At 54.2% G+C, this 19870-nt stretch carries 20 protein-coding genes; all 20 read right to left on the reverse strand.

All coding sequences use genetic code 11. The features are described from left to right. Positions 1-184: hypothetical protein (locus BUE18_RS28360; protein ID WP_211482838.1), on the reverse strand; the 184-nt coding region annotated here is incomplete at its 3' end. A 293-nt stretch (positions 185-477) separates the two neighbouring features. Then, a complete protein-coding gene (locus BUE18_RS23780) occupies positions 478-912 on the reverse strand; it encodes a hypothetical protein (RefSeq protein WP_073478654.1) in 435 nt (144 codons plus the stop codon). Between the two features lie 126 nt (positions 913-1038). Continuing rightward, complete coding sequence (locus tag BUE18_RS23785; protein WP_012609803.1) at positions 1039-1413, reverse strand: chemotaxis response regulator CheY; 375 nt, start codon at positions 1411-1413, stop codon at positions 1039-1041. Positions 1414-1490: 77 nt separating this feature from the next. Continuing rightward, positions 1491-1991, reverse strand: coding sequence for a chemotaxis protein CheX (locus BUE18_RS23790; RefSeq protein ID WP_073478655.1), 501 nt, complete (start codon positions 1989-1991; stop codon positions 1491-1493). A 234-nt stretch (positions 1992-2225) separates the two neighbouring features. After that, a complete protein-coding gene (locus BUE18_RS23795; RefSeq protein WP_139264890.1) occupies positions 2226-3047 on the reverse strand; it encodes a CheR family methyltransferase in 822 nt (273 codons plus the stop codon). Positions 3048-3102: 55 nt separating this feature from the next. Then, complete coding sequence (locus BUE18_RS23800; RefSeq protein ID WP_083611262.1) at positions 3103-5376, reverse strand: chemotaxis protein CheA; 2274 nt, start codon at positions 5374-5376, stop codon at positions 3103-3105. A gap of 35 nt (positions 5377-5411) precedes the next feature. Further along, positions 5412-6446 (reverse strand): protein-glutamate methylesterase/protein-glutamine glutaminase, encoded by a 1035-nt coding sequence (locus BUE18_RS23805; RefSeq protein ID WP_073478658.1) that lies wholly within the window; start codon positions 6444-6446, stop codon positions 5412-5414. Positions 6447-6483: 37 nt separating this feature from the next. Continuing rightward, positions 6484-6909 (reverse strand): response regulator, encoded by a 426-nt coding sequence (locus BUE18_RS23810; RefSeq protein ID WP_073478659.1) that lies wholly within the window; start codon positions 6907-6909, stop codon positions 6484-6486. Positions 6910-6967: 58 nt separating this feature from the next. Next, positions 6968-7813, reverse strand: coding sequence for an HDOD domain-containing protein (locus BUE18_RS23815; protein WP_073478660.1), 846 nt, complete (start codon positions 7811-7813; stop codon positions 6968-6970). Next, complete coding sequence (locus tag BUE18_RS23820) at positions 7813-8292, reverse strand: chemotaxis protein CheD (protein WP_073478661.1); 480 nt, start codon at positions 8290-8292, stop codon at positions 7813-7815. The genes BUE18_RS23815 and BUE18_RS23820 overlap by 1 nt, the downstream gene beginning before the upstream one ends. Before the next feature lie 16 nt (positions 8293-8308). After that, entirely contained in the window at positions 8309-8884 is a 576-nt protein-coding gene (locus BUE18_RS23825; RefSeq protein ID WP_073478662.1) for a PilZ domain-containing protein, read from the reverse strand. A gap of 355 nt (positions 8885-9239) precedes the next feature. Next, on the reverse strand, positions 9240-9572 hold the full coding sequence (locus tag BUE18_RS23830; RefSeq protein WP_073478663.1) for an SMR family transporter: 333 nt from the start codon (positions 9570-9572) through the stop codon (positions 9240-9242). Positions 9573-9970: 398 nt separating this feature from the next. After that, positions 9971-11488: an HD domain-containing phosphohydrolase gene (locus BUE18_RS23835; RefSeq protein WP_083611263.1), complete on the reverse strand. Its 1518-nt coding sequence runs from the start codon at positions 11486-11488 to the stop codon at positions 9971-9973. Then, on the reverse strand, positions 11475-12170 hold the full coding sequence (locus BUE18_RS23840; protein WP_012609792.1) for a response regulator: 696 nt from the start codon (positions 12168-12170) through the stop codon (positions 11475-11477). The genes BUE18_RS23835 and BUE18_RS23840 overlap by 14 nt, the downstream gene beginning before the upstream one ends. Positions 12171-12345: 175 nt before the next feature. Beyond that, on the reverse strand, positions 12346-12750 hold the full coding sequence (locus tag BUE18_RS23845) for a flagellar protein FlaG (protein WP_073478665.1): 405 nt from the start codon (positions 12748-12750) through the stop codon (positions 12346-12348). Between the two features lie 52 nt (positions 12751-12802). After that, complete coding sequence (locus BUE18_RS23850; RefSeq protein ID WP_139264892.1) at positions 12803-13294, reverse strand: hypothetical protein; 492 nt, start codon at positions 13292-13294, stop codon at positions 12803-12805. Positions 13295-13327: 33 nt separating this feature from the next. Beyond that, on the reverse strand, positions 13328-13768 hold the full coding sequence (gene fliS, locus BUE18_RS23855; RefSeq protein ID WP_012609789.1) for a flagellar export chaperone FliS: 441 nt from the start codon (positions 13766-13768) through the stop codon (positions 13328-13330). 119 nt (positions 13769-13887) lie between these two features. Beyond that, positions 13888-16920 (reverse strand): flagellar filament capping protein FliD, encoded by a 3033-nt coding sequence (fliD, locus tag BUE18_RS23860; protein ID WP_073478666.1) that lies wholly within the window; start codon positions 16918-16920, stop codon positions 13888-13890. Between the two features lie 233 nt (positions 16921-17153). Further along, the gene (locus BUE18_RS23865; protein ID WP_073478667.1) at positions 17154-18284 is read right to left on the reverse strand and encodes a flagellin N-terminal helical domain-containing protein; all 1131 of its coding nucleotides are present in this window, start codon (positions 18282-18284) and stop codon (positions 17154-17156) included. Between the two features lie 397 nt (positions 18285-18681). Then, positions 18682-19812 (reverse strand): flagellin N-terminal helical domain-containing protein, encoded by a 1131-nt coding sequence (locus BUE18_RS23870; RefSeq protein WP_073478668.1) that lies wholly within the window; start codon positions 19810-19812, stop codon positions 18682-18684. Between the last annotated feature and the right edge of the window lie 58 nt (positions 19813-19870).

Raw genomic sequence — 19870 nt, forward strand, 5'->3', positions numbered from 1 at the left:
GGCGATCTTCTGGCTTGCGCCCGTTGCCGCACCATTGAAACTGTGTAAGAAAGGGCACGGGATCCAAAAGCTCCATGACGGAAACGAATTGGCGCTGTTTTTCCGTCAATGGGTCCAACTCTTCTTCCAGCCATGGAAAAAGAGTGTTTTGTATGCTATGCCACATCCTGGAGAGAGTATGCATGTTCACCTCGTTTCTTAGACCGTGAATCTAATTGAGGGAATAGCATATTCTCTCCACTTATTCAATTATTTCAGTGGATTATTTTCAAGAAAACTCAAGTTCAAACCCCGATTAATTCACACCCACTATGGGGTTTTGCAATTGGCTCTTTATGCATTAAAAAAGCCCGCTTTCGGACGAACCGAAACGGGCTGAAAACAATTGGGCGGGAGAAAGCCTCCCCCGCCCCAAACCATAAGGCATGTTTCCCATCAAACATGACGGATGTTCAGAGTAGGACTCCGGCTTTGGGATCAGACATAATCTCCGCGGCGGAACTTGAATGCCTCCACGCTGGCGTATACAGCCGCCTGATTGACGATCTTGCCCACGCCTTCGTTGGCGTCCACATGGCTTAGAACGCGTTTGGCCGTCGCAGCCTCCAACTCCATTTGGCCCACCATGGAGTCCATGGACTTGAGCGTGGCTTCCGGGTTTTCCAGGGCGGAGGCGTATTGCTCCAGCAAGCCAAGCAATTTATCCGCCTGTTGGGCCGCCATCATCTGATAGTCCGGCCCGGCCTGGACAGGCATAGGCGCCCTCAGGGGAGCCGTTTCTGTCACCTGCGAGGTCTGACTCTTCTGGGCTTGATCCAGAATGTTCCCGAAGCTGCCGTCCGATGTTCCGGACTTGTTCCGCTCCTTTTTGTCCGGCATGAAGTATCCGCCGATTTTTGTTACGTCAACCATGTCCTTCTCCTTCGATAGTCGCTTCCCGGAGGTTCCGGCGCTATCGGCCGGATTGGCTCCTCGCGCCCCCTGCCGCTCCGGCCTGCAGCCCAAGCCGAGCCGGAAGGAAGGGGCCTAGCCCCGGACTTATCCCAGGACTTTTTTCAGCTTTTCCTTTACGGCGTCTGCGGTAAAGGGTTTGACGATATAGTTGCTCACCCCTGCCTGGACCGCCTCCACCACTCTGGTTTTTTGCGCCTCGGCGGTGACCATGACAAAAGGCGTTGCTTTCAACTTTTCGTCGGCCCTGACGGCTTTCAGCAGATCCAGGCCCGACATGTTCGGCATATTCCAATCGCAAATAATCAAGTCAACCGGAGCGGCCTGCAACTGTTTGAGGGCTACGGCCCCGTCCTCCGCTTCCGAAATATTGGTAAAACCGATATCCTTCAGGATGTTTTTTACAATGCGCCGCATGGTGGCAAAGTCATCAACTACAAGCACTTTCAAATTCGGATCCATTGTTTGTTCTCTCCTTTGGAAAAAGTCCACATTCCCGACTTGCCCTTGGCCATCGGTTATGCAAGTTCTGTTCCTCACTATGAGGGGGAAGTAAAATTTCCTTCCGAACAGGTTAATGTGGAAGCGGCGAAGCCTTTTAGATGGATGGAAAAATGGCTGTTTTCCACCTCAAAGAACAGATTCAAGTCATGCGCATTGTTGCAGTCTTCCAAATCCATTCCCTTCCTGGCCACGGGTATGTCCGGAGAGACTTCGCCCGGAAAGGCGCACTCGTTGATCAGGTTGCCCGAAATAATGTTGGCGGCCTCCCGGAACACGTCTTCTACGTCTTTTTGGGTCAATTCCCTGTCTTCTCCAAACATTGCGCTTGCTATCTTTTCACATAACCCGGCGGATCCGGCTATGGTCACTTCCAGCCCGCCGTTTTTCAGGCCCACATTGGCAATGTAGGTTTCGTCTCCCTTGCATTCCAAAGCATCTTTCATGCCAACTTCCTGGGGAAACATGAAGTACATCTGTTCAAAAACGGTCAGGACCACTTGTCTGAGAGTTTCCTCGATAAACTTGTCAGGTTCCATGCTCGCACCTCCGGTATGCGTCTCAATGAGCCGAAACCGGGAAAAAAATTGGGGTCAAATTTTCCCGGCGGCACTTTTTTCCGTGTTGCGTTCAGAGCGCGGCATGCTCCGGCCATGCAGCCGGGTTTCAGGACAAAGAAAAATGCCGTCGCAAATTCTGAAATTGAGGGGCGTTCGGCGCCCCGGCGTCCATCCTTCCTGGGACGAAAAAGGCGCCGGGAGCAAAAAGAGGCGTCATTTCCGATACAAGGTGGGTTGGACGTAGGTAAAAGGATGCTCTATGCCCGTCAGGCTTTCGGCGTGGCCCACAAAAAGGCGCCCGCCTTTTCTCAAGTGCCGGTAAAAGCCGTTGACCAGGGTGTGCTGGGTGGCTTTATCAAAATAAATCATAACGTTCCGGCACATTATCAAATCAAAGGGCTCCAGAAAGGAGGCCTGCTCCATCAGGTTGTGCCGCTTGAAGGTCACCATATTCCTCAAGCGATCCTTCACCTGATAATATCCGTCCCGCCTGCCGAAGCCCTTACGGAAATACCGGCGCAACAGGGTGATGGGAATGCCCTGCACCTTGGACTCGGAATAAACGCCGTCGGCGGCCTGCTTCAGGATGGCCGTGGAAAGATCCGTCGCCAGAATCTTGGCGTCCAGGTACGGCGCGCTGCGAAAATACTCGCTGATGCAAATGGCCAGGCTGTATGGCTCCTCCCCGCTGGAACAGCCTGCGGACCAGCAGCGAATTTTTACCTTTTTCCGGTTCCGTTCCAGAATTTCGGGAAAAACAACCTGCTCCAGGTAATCGAAATGATTTTTCTCCCGAAAAAAACTGGTCTTGTTGGTGGTGAGCGCATCCAGCATTCTCACCAGCTCAACGCCCTCCTGCTCGTTGCGCAAAAGGTTGAAATACTCTTCAAAACTTTGACACCCCGTCGCCCGTAAACGCCTTCCCAAACGGGCCTTGACCAGTTCCTTTTTTCCGTGGTGCAGATTGATGCCGCTTTTGGCGTACACCAAGGTGCTGATGCGTTTAAAATCGTTGTCAGTCAGTTCAAGCGTCAAGATCGTTCCCCCCAAGCGGTTCCATCCTCCAGGCAGGGGGAATTGCTCAGCGGCGTCACGAGGCCGTCAGATAATCCGCCTGGCTTTCCACCAGGCTGAACAAGCCCGCAACGTCCAGAATCATCCCGACTCTGCCATTGGCCAAAATCGCCCCTCCGGCCAGCCCCACTACATTTTTCAGCATGGCGGAAAGGCTTTTAATCACCACTTCCTGTTTGCCGAGGATTTCATCCACCAGGATGCATTTTTGTTTGCCTTCGCTTTCGGCGATGACCACAATGGCGTCCCAGGGATCTCTGGTGTTGGGAGGGAAATCAAACAGCTCGTGAAGCCTGATCAGGGGATACAAACTTCCGCGGATTTTGATCATTTCCCCTTTGTTAACCACGGTGTGGCAGTCTTCCCTGTTGGGCCTGATGGACTCCAGAACGCTGATGGTGGGAATAACGTAAGACTGCTCCCCGGCCTTGACGATGATGCCATCAATTACAGCCAGGGTCAACGGCAACTTAAGCAAAATGGAAGTTCCCTGCCCTTTCCGGGACATGACCTCCACTTTTCCACGAAGCTTGTCCAGAACGCCTTTGACCACATCCATGCCCACGCCCCTGCCTGAAACGTCCGTCACCTTTTTGGCGGTGGAAAAGCCGGGGTGAAAAATCAGCCCGAAAATATCCTGATCGCTCATGCCTTCGGCTGACTGAATCAACCCTTTTTCCATGGCTTTGGCCGTCAGGGCCTCTTTGTCCAGGCCGCGTCCGTCGTCCGTCACCTCGATGATCATGTTGCCGCCCTTGTGATAGGCGTTCAATATGATGGTCCCGGCTTCGGGCTTGCCTGCGGCAAGGCGGTCTTCGGGGATTTCAATGCCGTGATCCGCAGAGTTGCGCACCATGTGGACCAGGGGGTCATAGATCATATCCACCACGTTGCGGTCGATCTCCGTGTCCTCTCCCCTCATTTCCAGGTTGACCTTTTTTCCCGCCTTGGACGCAAGATCCCGAACCAGGCGGATCATTTTCTGGAAGGTGTTTTTCATGGGAATCATGCGCATGGACATGGCGATGCGTTGAATTTCGGAGGTGATGCGCCCCAATTGGGCCAGGTCTCCCGCCAGTTCCCTGTCTTTGCCAGCCGCCATGCCCAGACGTTGTTTGAGGACGGCCTCGTTGATGACCAGTTCCCCCACCATATCCACCATGTTATCCAGCTTCAAGGTGTCCACCTTGATGAAGCCGCCGCCGTTGCCTCCGGCGGCTTTGGCAGGCTGGCGGTCGGTTTTTTGCTTGCGCAGCGCCTGAGCCACGTCTCTGGCTTTGGCCTTTTTTCCTTCTATGAGGATTTCACCGATCTTTTTGCCCTTGGATTCGCCGGCAGCCTGTTTGGCCAGGGCCTCTTCCAGATCCTCGGCCTGAACAACGCCTTTTTTCACCAGCAGTTCGCCGACATCGAGCCCGTCGCCCTCAGGAACATGCTCTCCCTCTACATCCTCCGAAGGCGCATCAGCTCCTTCCGCGATCGTGCGCAGGCGCTCCTGAAAAGGCCCAAGCTCAAGGTATTCCGGCTCCAAACGGCCGGTTTTCAAACGGTCGTCCACGTCGTCTATCAAACGGGTGACCAGATCCACTCCGTCCAGAACAATATCCACCAAACCGGGGCTTACGGAGATTTTTTTGCTGCGGGCGTCATCCAGAACGGTTTCAATCTGATGCGCCAGCTTGTTGATTTCCCTGAGATTTAAAAAGCCGGAGACGCCTTTGATGGTATGAAAGGGGCGAAAGATGGCGTCCACCAACTGAAGGTTGTCAGGCTCCTTTTCCAGTTCCAGAACATGAATTTCAATGCTGGAAAGGTGCTCCATGGACTCCTGAATGAACGACTCGATAAGCTCCCGATCCTGGCTTAAATCCAGGGGAGGGGATTGATCCTCCGTCTCTGCCGGTTCGGGGCCGGAGGCCCAAGGCGCCACGCATTCCATGGTCGAGTCCGTGTACGGGCACTCGCGCAAAAAGGCGCAAAGCCTTTCGATATCGCCTTGATCCTCCTCTACAGCTCTTTGCGTTTCCTGCAAAAGGGAAAGGCCTTTACCCAGTTCTTCCAAAGCCCTGGTCGGAGAGTCCACCTCAAAAAGGGCCATTTTTTCGGCGACCCCTTTCAAACCTGTGCATAGATCCAGCCACGCCTTGGGGGCCGTATCTTCAACAATTTTCTTCACTGCGTCAAAATTGTTGAGGATGTTACCCAAAGCCTGGATATCGTCCGGCTCCATTGTCACAACGCAGAGAGCGCTTTCATCCAGAATCTTTTGAACTTGGTCCCTGTCTTCCACCTCGGCTATTCCTTTCTTAATAAAACTAGCTGATTTTATAATAGATTCATAATTTCATCGGCTATTCTGTCCAAGGGGTACTGCTTTTCCACGGCGCCGGCCTTCCATGCCTCTTTGGGCATTCCGTAAACCACGCAAGAGGCCTCGTCCTGCCCTATGGTCCGGGCGCCCGCCTCCCTCATTTTAAGCAAGCCTTTTGCTCCGTCCGCCCCCATGCCGGTCAGAATGGCCCCCACGGCGTTGGCGCCGGCGTATTGGGCGGTGGAATTGAAGAGCACATCCACCGCCGGCCGCTGATGGCACACCATGGGGCCTGTCTTTACGTTGACGTAATAGCGGGCGCCGCTGCGTTTGAGGAGCATGTGGAAATTCCCCGGCGCAATAAGGGCCCGCCCCGGCAGAACCGCGTCGCCGTCCTCGGCCTCTTTAACGGCTATCTCGCAAAGTCCGTTCAGCCGCTCTGCAAAGGCGGTGGTGAAATTGGGGGGCATGTGCTGCACAACGACGATCCCGGGCATGGTGACGGGAAAACGCGTGAGGACGGCTTTCAGGGCCTCGGTGCCTCCTGTAGAAGCGCCAATGGCCACGACTTTATTGGTGGTTTCGGTCAGGGCTCTGGTGGAGGGTCTTGAAACGGGCGGAGCAGAGGCGGCCTGAGGTCTGGCCGCACTGACATTGACCCTTGCGGCCGCGCGGATTTTGTCGGCCAGTTGCTGTTTCATGTCGCCCACGGAGTATGAGGAGCCCGGCTTGGACAGAACTTCCACGGCGCCGATCTCCATGGCTTCCAGAGCCATTTTCCCCCCTTTGGTTGTCAAAGAACTGACGATAATCACGGGCAGGGGGTAGTACTTCATAATTTTTCTAAGAAAGGTAATGCCGTCCATTCGGGGCATTTCCACGTCCAGGGTGATGACGTCCGGCTTGAGGCTGACGATTTTATCCCGAGCTACGTAGGGGTCGGGCGCCGTGCCCACCACTTCAATCCCCGGTTCTTTGGACAGGGCTTCCGTGAAAATCTTTCGAACCACAGCGGAATCATCAACAACCAAAACGCGTATGTCGCTCATGCCTATCGCCTCTCAGGCCATCTCTCGTTACCAAGGGTTAAAAATCCATGTCATCGCCGTCGTCTTCGCCAAGCGCGTCCAGGGATTCCAGGCCAAGAGCGCGGACCAGGGTGTCCCGGATGACTTCCGGCTTGAACGGCTTCTTTATAAAAGCGGCGGCCCCCAGGCTCCGGAGTTGCTGCAGCTTTTCGTCCCGGCCTTCCGTAGTGACCACAATGACGGGAATTTCGGAAAACATGGGATTTTCTTGCAAAGCGGTTAAAAAGGCTTCTCCGTCCATGACCGGCATGTTCAGGTCGCTGAGGATCGCATCCACCCACTCATTATCCAGGATTTCCAGGGCCGTTTTTCCATTGTCGGCCTCGAAAAAATGCTCCACGTCAAACCCGGACATTTCCACGGTCCGCTTGACAATGGAGCGCATGGATGAGGAGTCATCCACAATCATTAGTCTGAATCCCATAGATCTCCTCGCATCCTACTTGCCTTGGGTTTCCGCAGCGCCTTGCACGCAAGGCCCGCTAACCCAGGTCGATAATATCCTGCACCTTCTGGTACTCATCCAAAAAGCCGGCCATGATGACCTGAAGGTCGTTGATGTCCATGCCGTGCTGTTCCAGAATTTCGTCCCTGCCCCGCACGTGAAGCCCCTGGCGCCCTACTCCGATGCCCAACATAAGACAAATGACGTTGCCCAGATACACCACCTGGGTGACCAGGTCGGACTCATCGCCTTCAGGCGGGGCGTGATGAAAACGGATGGCGTGGACGATTTCCTTGGGAAAGCCCCACAGCTCCCCCATTCTAGCCCCGATTTCCGCGTGATCCAACCCCAGGACCTCCTGCTCGGCTTCGGTGAAGGAATAGCCTTTCTCCCCCACCAGGGCGAACATCTGGTTGAAATACTCATCCACAACAGAATCCAGGATGGTCTTGCCCACGTCGTGCAGCAGGCCTGCGGTGAAAACCGCGCCTTCATCCACGCCCGGAAATCGTTTGGAGATGATCCGGGAAATGATGGCCGTGGATATGGCGTGCTTCCACAAATCGTGCTTGGACAGGGCGTATCCTTCCATGGCGTTTTTGTAGTATTTGACCACGGTTCCGGTCAGAATGATTTCCTTAAGCTGCTTGTTGCCCAGCCTGATGACCGCCTCCCGAAGGGAGCTCACCTTGCCGGGAAGGCCGAAATAGGCCGAGTTGCAGACCTTAAGCACATTGGCCGTAATCGCCTGGTCGTACTGGACCACCTTGACCACATCCATGGCTGATGAGTCCGGCGAGTCCAAAAGGGTCAAGGCCTGGGCGACCACTGTTGGAAACGGAGGCAATTGCTCCAAATCTTTGAGTATGGATTCTATGTCCATTATAGCAGCCCCTCCCCTTTGCCGGAGACTTTCATGATCAGCTCCCCGGTCCCGATATTAAGGCGAATGGTGCGGTTGACCATGCCGCCTATGTCCTCCGCCGCGACCATGACCTTGTTGCGCCAAAACATCTTGCGCAGCGCGGCGTAATTGCGTTTACCGATATTAAAAAAACCGGATTCGTCCATGAGCTGGGCGCCTCCGGCTACCTTGACGATCATGCGCTGCTTTTGGGCGCCCAGTTTGTAGCAGGCCTTGAATAAGGCCGGGATGCCCGTGTCAGCAAACATGGCCGGATTGGCCTTGGCCTTTTCCTGGGAGATGCTGGAGTCGGGAAGCATATAATGCAGCATGCCCCCCACCCGGACCTCAGGGTCCCAAACCGCCAAACCAATGCAAGAGCCCAAAGAGTACGTCACCAGGGTGACATCCGGGTTGTTGCTCACCTTGAGATCGGAGATATCCACGGTAATATTCAAATCATCACCCCGATGATTACTGCTTCCTTTTAGACCGCAAGGCCTCCCTCTGAACCCGGAAGGCGTAAGCCATGATTTCCTCCGTTGTCTGGCCGTCGAACTCATACAGGTTGGTGGCCACCTCGTACTGCTTCGACCCCTGGTCGTATACGGGAATCACCCGGGTCACCGTGCCGAGAATGTCCAGGCAAACAATGGGATAGCGGCTCACTACAAAGCGCATTTCAAGATGCTGCCCTTCCTCCAAGGGGCGGCTGGTGCGAAACTTGAGGCCCGAAGAGCTGATGTCAATGCCGGATCCCACCTCCATGCCGTTGCGGGATTTGTCTCCCAAAAGGCCCAAAATGCGATCCAGCTTGTCCTCCAGATGGAGCAGGAACCGGACCAGATTGGGATCTACGGCGGATTCCCCGGCCTTTTTGGCATCATCAAAGTTTTCCGAAATCAGGCCTCGATTCGTGTTTTCGCTCCAGTTTTCCTTTTCCTGGTACTGGGCCTGAAACTCGTCTTCGGTTAAGATGCGAAACGTCACGTTTCCTTTAAAAGGAACGCGCACATAGTCTCTTTTTTCGGATGCTTCGATATTGTTCATGGCAATCCTTCTCCTGATTATTGCAGTGTCATAACCATGGAAGCAACAAGCGTGCCATTAATGAACGCATAAAAAAGAATGGGATTGGAGTGCGGAAGCAGTGAAAAACATGAGAGCTCCGAGAAAGGAATCTCATAAACAACTATCTGTTTTAATGGCAAATTTAACTTAGCAAAAAAAGCAGTTCCAAGGCCTTCGCCGCCTTGCCCTGAGCCGCCGGATTAACAATGGCTGCGGAGAAGACCAGGCCGAAGGGAACGCCTGTATTATTTTTGACGATATTGCAGGAGGTTTATGTTTTCCGTGGTTCCTGTTTTTGCGGACTCGTTCCAAAGTTTTGGAGACGTCCGAATTGTTAATGAGAAACGGATTTGGAAAACAAATTAAGGACGACGACTCCCGCTACTATCAATGAAAGACCTATTATTGCAGGAAGATCTAACGCCTGACCAAAAAAAATCCAGGCGATAAGCGCAATAAGCGCAACCCCGCTGCCTGCCCAAACGGCATAAGCTATGCCAATAGGAATGGTTTTAAGCGTAAGCGATAAAAAGTAAAAAGCCGACATATAACCTATAGTAACGATAACCGACGGCCACAACCGCGAGAATCCCTCAGACGATTTGAGCGCCGATGTAGCGATTACCTCACTGACAATAGCTATGGTTAGAAATATCCATTGATACATTGTTTGATCCTTCTTTTTTGACGCCCAACAGCGGCAATAACCACATATGTTTTTGGGGCCATCCTGCAACGCTTCCTTCAACGCACTTTTTATATTTAATAACTATCATAAAATCAGATGGTTATATAAAAAAAACCAAGAACGCAACCGGATTAACGGGCGATTAAAGTTGTGTAAGGGGCGGACCTGCCAGGCCGACCCTTCTCCAACCTTGCCGCATTTCCATTCGAATGTCAAAGGCCCTGCCCAACACAGGGACTGGGGGAAAGCCCAAATCCGTAATAAAATTTGAAAAGTATGGAAGCATGCAACACCTTTTTCCGGTAGGCGTACGGAAAGGCAGCCCATTACAAAATGGAGCGCCGGCCATGCGGTTGATGGGGGATATTATGGAGTGACTACAAGGAGCTTGTGACCTTGCCCTGGGCCGCCAGGTCCAGAAAGGCTTCAGCGACGACCGGGTCGAATTGGGCGCCTGCATTTTTTTTGACGATTTCACAGGCGGCGGCGTCATCCACCTTTTTCCGGTAGGCCCTGTCGGAAGTCAAGGCGTCAAAAGCATCGGCGACTGTCATTATGCGGGATAAAAACGGGATGTCCTCTCCCCCGACCTTGTTGGGATAGCCCTCGCCGTCCCACCTTTCGTGGTGGTGGAGAATGACCTGGGTTTCCTCTTTTAACAGGCCCATGTGTCCGACGATATTGGCGCCGATTTCAGGATGGGTTTTGATGATGCGGAATTCTTCCTCGTCCAGTTGGGCTTCTTTGAGCAGTATCTTGTCCCGCACGCCTATTTTTCCGATGTCGTGGAGCTTGCCGGAAAAATCCAGGAGGTCCAATTCCCTTGCTGAGCATCCCAGGTGTTCGCCTATGATGCAGGATATATCGGCCACGCGTGCCGAATGCTGCTTGGTGTAGGGATCGCGGGCTTCGATGGCTTCCACGAAGGCGTACAGGGTGGAAAACAAATTCTGGCATAGGTTTTCGTACAAGGCAGTGTTTTCCACGACCAGAGCCGCCCGCTTGCCCAGAAAGGACAGGTAATGCAGGTCCTGTTCGGAAAATCCGTTCCCCGGCCCGGTCTTGCATACGGTTATGGCGCCGAGAGGTTTGTCCTTGATGTTGAAAGGAATGGCAACCGCTGCATGCAAAGGCGTGATCAAGCCGCTGGCCGGGTCTTTCCCCCAGATCGCCGGCCCGGCCTTGTCCAGGGATTGCTTAGCCAAAGCGTCCAGAAAGTCCGGGACGTCCTCATTGTCCAACTCCTCCGTCACAGCGTGGTGGGCCAGGGGGTACAGGCTTCCCGTGGAGTCGTCCAGCAATTGAAAGTAGCAAAGGTGTCCGCCGCTGATTTCGCAGGAAATGTTGGTCAACTGGTCGAAAAGCTCTCCGCTGTTTTTCTTCCAGTCAACCTTGCGGAGGATGAAGTTTAACTTCTCCATCTCCTCCACGGTGGCGGCCAGTTCCATATTGATTTTTTCCAGCTCTTTTTTCCGGGCGTGCTGGCTTTTCAAGAGAAGGTTTTCCACCATAATCTCTTTTTGAGCCATGACCTTTTCGATGATAAAATCCACGTCGCGGATTTTAAAAGGCTTGACGATGAAGTCGGAAACCCCGGTTTGCAGGGCCATGATGGTGCTTTCCATGGAGGGATAAGCCGTCATGACCACGATGGGGATGGTGTTATCCATCTCCAGGATGCGTTTGGAAAGGGCGATGCCGTCCATGCCGGGCATGGCCAGGTCGGTGAATAGAAAATCGGGTTGTTCCTTGGAGAAGACATCCAGGGCCGAAGGCCCATCGGAAGCGGTGACTATGCTGTATTGGTCGCTGTGTTCAAAATACGTCTTGAAAACGTTCAGAACGCCGGGATCGTCGTCCACGGCGAGGATTTTCAAGTAGTCATGCATGCTCATCAATGCCTTTAAGGATTTCGCTTTTCAGGGCGACGAATTCCTTTTCACTCAGAAGGCCTTCCTTGCGCCACCGGGTGAGGTTTTCCAGGCGTTCGTATTGATTGGCCTGGTCCCTGGCGGACTCCATAAGGTGGAGTCCGGGCAAATGGGTGGCGAAAAAGTTAATGCTTCCCGAGTTTTCAACGATTTCGGAAGATTCCTTAATGCCGGGAGATTCCTGGGATTCATCCTGTTTGACCAGTTCCCGGTACGCCTCCTTCAGCTTCCACATTAAGTGCTTGTTTTCGCGAACCAGACTGATTTTATCAGCCGCGTTGTTGAAACAGATCTCCATCTCCTGGAGCTTGAAAGGTTTCCGGATATAGTTGTAAGCCCCTTCCTTGATCGCCTCAATGGCGCTCTCCAGGGTGCCGTGTCCGGTCACAATAATAACCACGACGTCGGGGTTGGACTCCTTGGCGCGGCTCAACACCTCCAAACCGTCCACGTCAGGCATCATGAGGTCTGTGATGACAATATCGGCCGGTCTGTCCCCAATGGCTTCCACGGCTTTGCGGCTGTCCGTGAAGGTTTCCACCTCCACATTATCCCGCCCCACCAGTTCCGCCAAAAGAGCTCCAACAGCCCGGTCGTCATCAACAATGACGCATCGAATGCTCTGGTCCCCAAAATCCGTGATCATCTTGCAAGGCCTCCCTAAGTCCAAGGATCGGTTCGTTAAAATGCTATCGTGTCCTTTGTACACAAAAAACCGTCCTTATTCCAGCACTACTTTTTCGCAAACTGAAAGCCGGATCCACAACCGGCCCCTGAAAAGTTCGGAAAACCAGTATGCAATTGGGAATGAGCCTGATTTTTCAGGCTTTGGCGTCAAACAAGATTCCCACCAACTCTTCCATCTTGGACATCAGGTCCAAAATGCGCTCAGACGGAATCTCCCGGATAACCTCGTCCGTGTCCTTATCGACGACGGTGACGGTCATACGGCCGGTTCCTTCGTGAACCCCGTACTCAAACCCGATATTCGACATGGAAGCATTTTCGGCGGTGTGCGCCTTTAAAACCTCCAGCATATCTTTAAGCAAATCCTTATTAGGCTCTTCAGTATCGTTTTGAGCCATTTCCGGCGGCGCTTCCCTGACAGGAACCGGTTCTTCCTGCTTCCTGGAGACTTCCCTCACAGGAGGGGGAGCGGTTCCGGCTTGCAGCCCGCGTTCGGCCTGCAAGACTTCCTTCCTTGGAGTAACCGCTTCCAGAATCATGATATAATCCTCCTTCCCGACCGACAGGCGAAGAGACGAGCCATACAAAACCTCATCCCACTTGCGAGTCCACAAATCGTGCAGCCCGCGGTCCGTTATTAAACCTGTATCCCCTGGACATTTTACGTTTTTCCTGCATGTCCAGGATCCCGGACTTGGCCGCGTCGTACCTCGCCCTTACCCGGGACAGGCATTTTTGTTCGTCCGCTATTAGCAGCGAGACGATCTCTTCAATATGCTTGATGGATTCTTCTACTCTTTCCTGATCCTTTTCGGACAGGCAGTCCATGCGAAGAACAAACATGGCCTGTTCAATTTTTTTATCCAGGATGTTGACTCGTTTTATCACTTCCCGGCGTTTTTTTATGCCCACGGGAACTTTGGAGAAGTCCTCCTCGTCCAGCGCACTGTTGATTTCGTGGGTGGCCTCGGAGTATTTCCCCAAAAGCCCGGCTTTTTGCTCCGTCAGATTGCAGAACTCATCCGGAGACGAAGGCGCCGCGAGGTCTTTACCGCATCGGGAATTATTTGGCGTATGCATCATGGTCCCCTCGCTTTCTATGCGTGAAGGAGTTGTTTATGCGCAAACCAGGGACGCCGGCTTTCTCTGCCAGGCGGGAGTATGCTCCGGCAAAGCTCCGGCCCGGGACTCGCCGTAGAAGATTTCCTTCCAGGCGGAGCCCAGTTCTTCCAGGATGGTGATGGCTTCGTCAAAAGCAGTCAAATCCCTGTGGATGTCCCCCTCGGTGAGACGCCTGACAACGTAGTCGTAGATAGCCTTCAGGTTCTTGGCGATATCTCCGCCCTTTTCCATGTCCAGGGCGCTGTTCAACTCCCCGATGATCAACATGGCTTTGGAAAGGGCCGCTGATTTGGCTTCGTAGTTGTGCTCCAGGTAGCGTTCCTTGGCCATTTTCAGATTGAAAATAGCGCCGTCGTAGCACATGATTACAAGCTTTTTAGGATCGGCGGTTTCTACATTGGTCTTTTTGTATGCGCCTATGTTATTCCCGTACATCGGTCACTCCTTCTTTCCACATTGTTGGGCTTGGCCCTATATGATTGCCATCTGTATACCTTATCGGCTCCACGCCTGCATTTCTTTAGCATTCAGCCCAACCGGGCGGCCTGTTCTTTTTAACGAGACAAAGAGCTTAATTGCGAGGTCAGCCAGTCGCCCTGGTTCTGTATTTCAGAAAGCGCCAACTCCATGGCGATGAACCGGTTGATCATGGTCTGCATCCTGGCGGTCAAACGCGTTTCCATTTTTTCGATTCTCTCGTCGTAGCTGTCTATTCTGTCTTCCAACGACTCGGTTTTGGCGGTCAAGTAGCCGTCCACATCGTCGGTGATTGAAAACAAGGTTCTATTGAACAGTTCAGCAATGCCCAGAGTGAGTTTGATGTTGCCGACCTCCACGCCGCTGTCCGTTCCCGTGTATTTGATCACCAGGCCGTCCACATTGGGTTCGTCGTCATCGCCGGTAAGCACCTGGCCTTTGCCGGTGGCCGACTCCCCATTAATGGTTCCGGCCACGTCCTGGCCGTTATCCACGGTCTGATCGCCGGTCCAGAACAGGTTTGCGGTCTCGCTGATTTCAAAGGTATTGCCGCTGCCGTAGTAGTCATGGGTGATGACCAACTCGTTGGAAGCGGAAACCGACGCCGTGACTTCCAGGGCGTAGCGGCCGGTGGTTCCGCCGTCGTTGGTGGACTCCACCGTGCCGAAATCCAGGCCCCTTCCCGTGGGCTCCTCGATGCTCAGGGACAGGCTGCTGTTGCCGGAGGTCCGGTCCGTGACGACTATGCGGCCTTCGCTGTCCATGCCTGCGTTGACTTCGTCCCCGAACACGGATTCGATTTCCGCCAGAAAATCCTGGAGGGTGTCCGTGGTGACGTCGCTGATGGTGTAGGACCCCTGGACAGTGGTTCCGCCCCGGGTGGTTCCGGAAAAATTGATGATGTCCCCGTCCACCAGGGAGGCCCCGTCTATGGAATCCCAGGTCACGGAGGAGGACGCAGGAGAGGCGCCCGATAAAACGGCGTTTTCCGAAGCCAGGGTCTGAGTGTATTCCGTGTCGAAATCCGTGTTCAAGGCGTTGACCGCGTCGGACAAGGTCATGCCGGACGTCAGATCAACGGTGGAAACCTTGTCTCCATCCGTCACCGTAATGGTTTCGCCGGCGCCCAAGGTTCCGGCGTAGGAGTTCTCGCTGGTCGCCGTGCTTTGGGCGGCGGCCTGGGTGATGAATACGGCGTAATCCCCGGAATTGGCGTTTCGGTCGGAGGTCACATAAGTCAGGGCGCCTGTGTCCGTGGTTCCCCGGGCGACGAAAAGATCCCGGATTTCATTGAAATTCGTCTCCAGATATCCCCGGAGCACTCCTTCGTCGATGCTCAGTTGGCCTTCGGTGTCCACGCTGACGCCCGCCAGGCCCAGGGTGGAAAACTCGCTGTTGACGCCCCAGACCGACTCCACCAAAACGGAAGTCAGGTTCCGCTTGATGGAGGAAAGCGTGCCGTCCCCAAAAAGAGGTCCGCCGGTGGTGTCGTTCTCCTCGTCGTAACTCTGCTGGTCGGAAATAAAGGCGGCCACGTCGTTGTAGGCGTTCACCAAGCCCTCGATCTTGGAAACGATGGAGTCGTAATCATGCCCGATGGTCAGGGAAATGGTGGTCTCCGCATCCGCCTTTTTCAGGTCAATGGTGACGCCGGCCAGCACGTCGTCAATGACGTTGTCCGAACTGGTCACGGTCACGCCGTCGATGCTGACTTCGGCGTCCGATCCGGCCACAAGCTGCCGCTCGCGGACGGTATCCAAAGCGGAAAAGGCGCCGAAATCCAGGGAGGAGTTTCCGTCCGCCAAATTGCTGGACAGGCTGACGCTCAGGCTGCTGGCGCCGGAAATTTGATCCGCCACTTCAATATTGCCGTCCGAGGTGATGTAGGCGTTCACGTCTCCGAAAGCGGATTCCACGGCGTCCAGAAAATCCTGAACCGTGGAGGAGGCCGTGATGGTGAAACTGGTGTTTACCGCGCCGCCGGAATGGTCCGTGCCGGTGATGTCTATGGAGTCCCCGGCCGTAAAGGTGTTGTACCCGTCGATCTCGCTCAATAGGGTGGATGCGGTTATCACTGATCCCTCGGAGGTCATGGCGTTGGCGCTGGTGGTTCCGGTCACGCTGGACACGCCTTTTTCCAGTACGCCTATTGTTTCCAGGATGTTCTGATCATCGGTAAAATCCTGGGTCCCGTCGATCTGCAACCGGTACTGATTGTTTCCGTCGTCGTCCGTCTGGCTGACGATGGAGGCGGAGACCCCGGCGATGCCCGCGCTGTTGATCTTGTTCTTGATGGTTTCCAGGGAGTCGGTGGACAGGTCGATGGCCACGGCGGTCCCGCCTATGGTCACGCTGCCGGACTGATTGGCCGAAAGCCCGAAAACGCTTTTGATCGCCTGGGTGGAACTGTCGAACTGGTCCGACTGGGCGCCTCCGGTAATGGAGGTTTTAACGCTGGAGACGGAATCCACGAACCCGAATTTTTCAATAAGATCCGCAGCGGATCCATTGGCGATGCCCATGCCGTCTTCGCCGGTGGCCTCGCTGGTGATGACCAGACGGGTGTCATTGGTTCCGTAGCTGACGATGCTGGCGGTGATCCCCGAAGGATCGGACCCGGAATTGGCGTTGTTGATTTTGTCGCGCACGTCCTTGAGGGTGTCGGAAGCCGTGATGCCGACCACCTTGCCGTTCAGCAGGATTTCCCCTTCGTAGGCCGAGCCCAAAGCGGTGCTGGAGTCCGTGAAGGACGTGGAGGACAGCTTCTGCGCGGTGGCGAGCTTCTCCACCTGGATGTTGTATGTGCCGGACAGAGCCGTGGACGACGTGGAAACGGAGACCAGGTCTTCAGCGTCCACCGTACTGGAATCCGTGGACATGGTGGAGGAGTAGTCGTAAAAGTCATCCGCCTCCGTAAGGTTTTCGGCGGCGGTTTTCAAGGCCAGAAGCCGGGTGTTGAGGGAGCGCCATTCGCTGAGTTCATCCTCCACTTCCGACTGTTTGTTCGACATAAGGTCAACCGTGCCGTGCTCCACTTCCATGAGCGAGTCGACCATGGTGCGCCAATCAAAACCGCTGGCAAGGCCTGAGACTGAAGTTGTGCTGGACATTATCCGACCCTCCTCCGTTGAGAATCCGGGTTATTTCTAATTCAAAATCCGGGGGAGGGAAAAAAATTCCCGGCGTCCCCGAATTAAAGGTGTAAACCTATATATTCTATCGGAAAATCTTTCCGATTTCTTAAGGCTTTTTAAGGGTTTTGCAAAAAGCGGGCCGCAACGAAAAAAGCCCGCCCCCTGAGGATTTACGGGGGCGGGCTGGTTTGTCGAAGCTCTGGATCAGCTTATCCGATGAGCTGAAGCACTGTCTGGGGCGCCGAGTTCGCCTGGGCGAGCATGGCAGTACCGGACTGCATCAGGATCTGATTTTTGGTGAACGAGGTCATTTCCGCGGCCATGTCCACATCCTGGATGACGGACATTGCAGCAGTGTTGTTCTCGATGGCGATGTTCAGGTTGGCGTAGGTGTAGTCCAGCCTGTTCTGGATGGCGCCGATGTCCGCCCGGGAAGAGTTGAGGGCGGTCATGGCGTTATCGATCAGGTCCATGGAAGACTGGGCATCAGCCAGGGAGGACAGGTCCACGGCGCCAACGGACAGGCCCGTGGAATCCATGGAATCCAACTGAAAACTGATGCGGTAGTCCCCGGTGTTTTTCTCGCCCACCTGGAACGTGGCGTCGGCCACGGACATGGTCATGACTTCGCCACATTCCACCGCACTGGTGGCCAGGACGGCGGAATCGGCAGCCGTGGTGGTCTTAAAGGACACGCCAAAGGTGTTGAAGTCGTAGGTGTCCCCGCCGGATCCCACGGTCAGGGTCTGGGTTTCCACCGTGCCGTTGCCGGTGTACACCATGGTGATGACCGAGGCGCCTGCGGAGGTGAAGCCGATAGTTTCTTCATCCTTACCCTTGAAAGCACTCACGTCAAGTTCGTACACGTTGCTGATTTTACCCACACTGGTGGCGTCAGCGCTTACCAAGCCCTTGGTGCCGTATCCCGTGAGCAGGGAGGAGCCCTGAAAGGTGGTGGTTGTGGCGATCCGATCCATTTCTTTAAGCAATTGATCTGCTTCCGCGTTGAGGTCGCTCAGGTTCTGTTCGTTGTTCTTGGAGGAGGCCTGGGTGGCCAATTCCTTCAAACGCACCAGAATGGAATCGATCTGCTCCACGCCGCCTTCCGCGATCTGCAGCAGGGAGTTGGCCTGGGTGGTGTTGTTGGCGGCGACCGCCTGTGATTTTACCTGCGCAGCAAACTTGCGGGACATGGAGAGGCCCGCTGCGTCGTCCTTGGCGCGGTTGATCCGTAAACCGGATGACAACCTCTCCAGGGATTTGGAAACCTTGGAATCGGTGATTCCAAGCTGCCTATGCGCACCTATTGCCGAAATGTTGTTTGCGACTCTGAGACCCATATTAAAATTCCTCCTTGAAAATGGCCGCCGGATTCCTCAAACCGTTGGCCTTTTCTGACTTCCTTGCCAGAAGTCCATAGATTTGCAAATACCTGATCCAGTTCATGCTGCTTCGACACACCTCCTTTCCGAAACTTCTAGTTTTTCCTCATTATTATTATCGTCATTCTATTTTTTTTACTTAAGGCATTTCTTGCTTTAACCTTTGTTTTTTTTGCCTATTTTTACCGAATTGACTAGCTTGATTATTATCGAATCCTGTCCTGTTATTTTACTCTTCACTTGTTGGGTGGGCCCGGACGCACTCCGGGCCCTGAGGTGAAAGTGAGAGTAAAAGGAAATGTAGTTATTGTTTTTTGGGACCCGGAGATCCGGGTCCCATTAAGTGACTTTAATCCTAGCCGATGAGGCTGAGTATGTTCTGGGGGGCCGAGTTCGCCTGGGCGAGCATGGCGGTGCCGGACTGCATCAGGATCTGGTTTTTGGTGAAGGTGGTCATTTCCATGGCCATATCCACATCCTGGATGACGGACATTGCTGCGGTGTTGTTCTCGATGGCGATGTTCAGGTTGGCGTAGGTGTAGTCCAGCCTGTTCTGGATGGCGCCAATGTTGGCCCGGGAAGCGTTCAGGGCGGTCATGGCATTATCGATCATATCCATGGAAGACTGGGCATCAGCCAGGGAGGACAGGTCCACGGCGCCCACGGACAGGCCCGTGGAATCCATGGACTCCAACTGAAAACTGATGCGGTAGTCCCCGGTGTTTTTCTCGCCCACCTGGAAGGTGGCGTCGGCCACGGACATGGTCATGACTCCGCCACATTCCACCGCACTGGTGGCCAGGACGGCGGAATCGGCAGCCGTGGTGGTCTTGAAGGATACGCCAAAGGTATTGAAGTCGTAGGTGTCCCCGCCGGATCCCACGGTCAGGGTCTGGGTTTCCACCGTGCCGTTGCCGGTGTACACCATGGTGATAACCGAGGCGCCGGCGGAGGTGAAGCCGATAGTTTCTTCATCCTTACCCTTGAAAGCACTCACGTCAAGTTCGTACACGTTGCTGATTTTACCCACACTGGTGGCGTCAGCGCTTACCAAGCCCTTGGTGCCGTATCCTGTAAGCAGGGAGGAGCCCTGAAAGGTAGTGGTGGAAGCAATCCGATCCAACTCTTTGAGTATTTGATTTGCTTCCGCGTTGAGGTCGCTCAGGTTCTGCTCGTTGTTCTTGGATGCGGCCTGGGTCGACAGCTCCTTTAAACGAACCAGAATGGCGTCGATCTGCTCTACGCCGCCTTCTGCGATCTGCAACAGGGAGTTTGCCTGAGTGGTATTGTTGGCTGCAACAGCCTGGGAGCGAACCTGGGCGTCGAACTTGCGGGCCATGGACAGGCCGGCGGCATCGTCTTTGGCGCGGTTGATGCGAAAGCCTGACGAAAGCCTTTCCAGTGATTTTGAAACTTTGCTGTCGGTGACGCCAAGTTGGCGGTGAGCGTTTACTGCGGCGATATTGTTAGCGACTCTGAGACCCATGATAAATCCTCCTTGATTTAAAGGGCCGGTATGTATCCGGCTTTTTCTTTTTGTATTC

It is taken from the genome of Desulfatibacillum alkenivorans DSM 16219 (assembly GCF_900142135.1).
Taxonomy (GTDB): Bacteria; Desulfobacterota; Desulfobacteria; order Desulfobacterales; family Desulfatibacillaceae; genus Desulfatibacillum; species Desulfatibacillum alkenivorans.

Bases quoted from the DNA above. Each gene is read 5' to 3' on its own strand.
- BUE18_RS23780 (WP_073478654.1), bottom strand. From the start codon at position 912: ATGGTTGACGTAACAAAAATCGGCGGATACTTCATGCCGGACAAAAAG.
- BUE18_RS23785 (WP_012609803.1), bottom strand. From the start codon at position 1,413: ATGGATCCGAATTTGAAAGTGCTTGTAGTTGATGACTTTGCCACCATG.
- BUE18_RS23790 (WP_073478655.1), bottom strand. From the start codon at position 1,991: ATGGAACCTGACAAGTTTATCGAGGAAACTCTCAGACAAGTGGTCCTG.
- BUE18_RS23805 (WP_073478658.1), bottom strand. From the start codon at position 6,446: ATGAGCGACATACGCGTTTTGGTTGTTGATGATTCCGCTGTGGTTCGA.
- BUE18_RS23810 (WP_073478659.1), bottom strand. From the start codon at position 6,909: ATGGGATTCAGACTAATGATTGTGGATGACTCCTCATCCATGCGCTCC.
- BUE18_RS23815 (WP_073478660.1), bottom strand. From the start codon at position 7,813: ATGGACATAGAATCCATACTCAAAGATTTGGAGCAATTGCCTCCGTTT.
- BUE18_RS23825 (WP_073478662.1), bottom strand. From the start codon at position 8,884: ATGAACAATATCGAAGCATCCGAAAAAAGAGACTATGTGCGCGTTCCT.
- BUE18_RS23830 (WP_073478663.1), bottom strand. From the start codon at position 9,572: ATGTATCAATGGATATTTCTAACCATAGCTATTGTCAGTGAGGTAATC.
- BUE18_RS23835 (WP_083611263.1), bottom strand. From the start codon at position 11,488: ATGAGCATGCATGACTACTTGAAAATCCTCGCCGTGGACGACGATCCC.
- BUE18_RS23840 (WP_012609792.1), bottom strand. From the start codon at position 12,170: ATGATCACGGATTTTGGGGACCAGAGCATTCGATGCGTCATTGTTGAT.
- BUE18_RS23845 (WP_073478665.1), bottom strand. From the start codon at position 12,750: ATGATTCTGGAAGCGGTTACTCCAAGGAAGGAAGTCTTGCAGGCCGAA.
- BUE18_RS23850 (WP_139264892.1), bottom strand. From the start codon at position 13,294: ATGATGCATACGCCAAATAATTCCCGATGCGGTAAAGACCTCGCGGCG.
- fliS (WP_012609789.1), bottom strand. From the start codon at position 13,768: ATGTACGGGAATAACATAGGCGCATACAAAAAGACCAATGTAGAAACC.
- fliD (WP_073478666.1), bottom strand. From the start codon at position 16,920: ATGTCCAGCACAACTTCAGTCTCAGGCCTTGCCAGCGGTTTTGATTGG.
- BUE18_RS23865 (WP_073478667.1), bottom strand. From the start codon at position 18,284: ATGGGTCTCAGAGTCGCAAACAACATTTCGGCAATAGGTGCGCATAGG.
- BUE18_RS23870 (WP_073478668.1), bottom strand. From the start codon at position 19,812: ATGGGTCTCAGAGTCGCTAACAATATCGCCGCAGTAAACGCTCACCGC.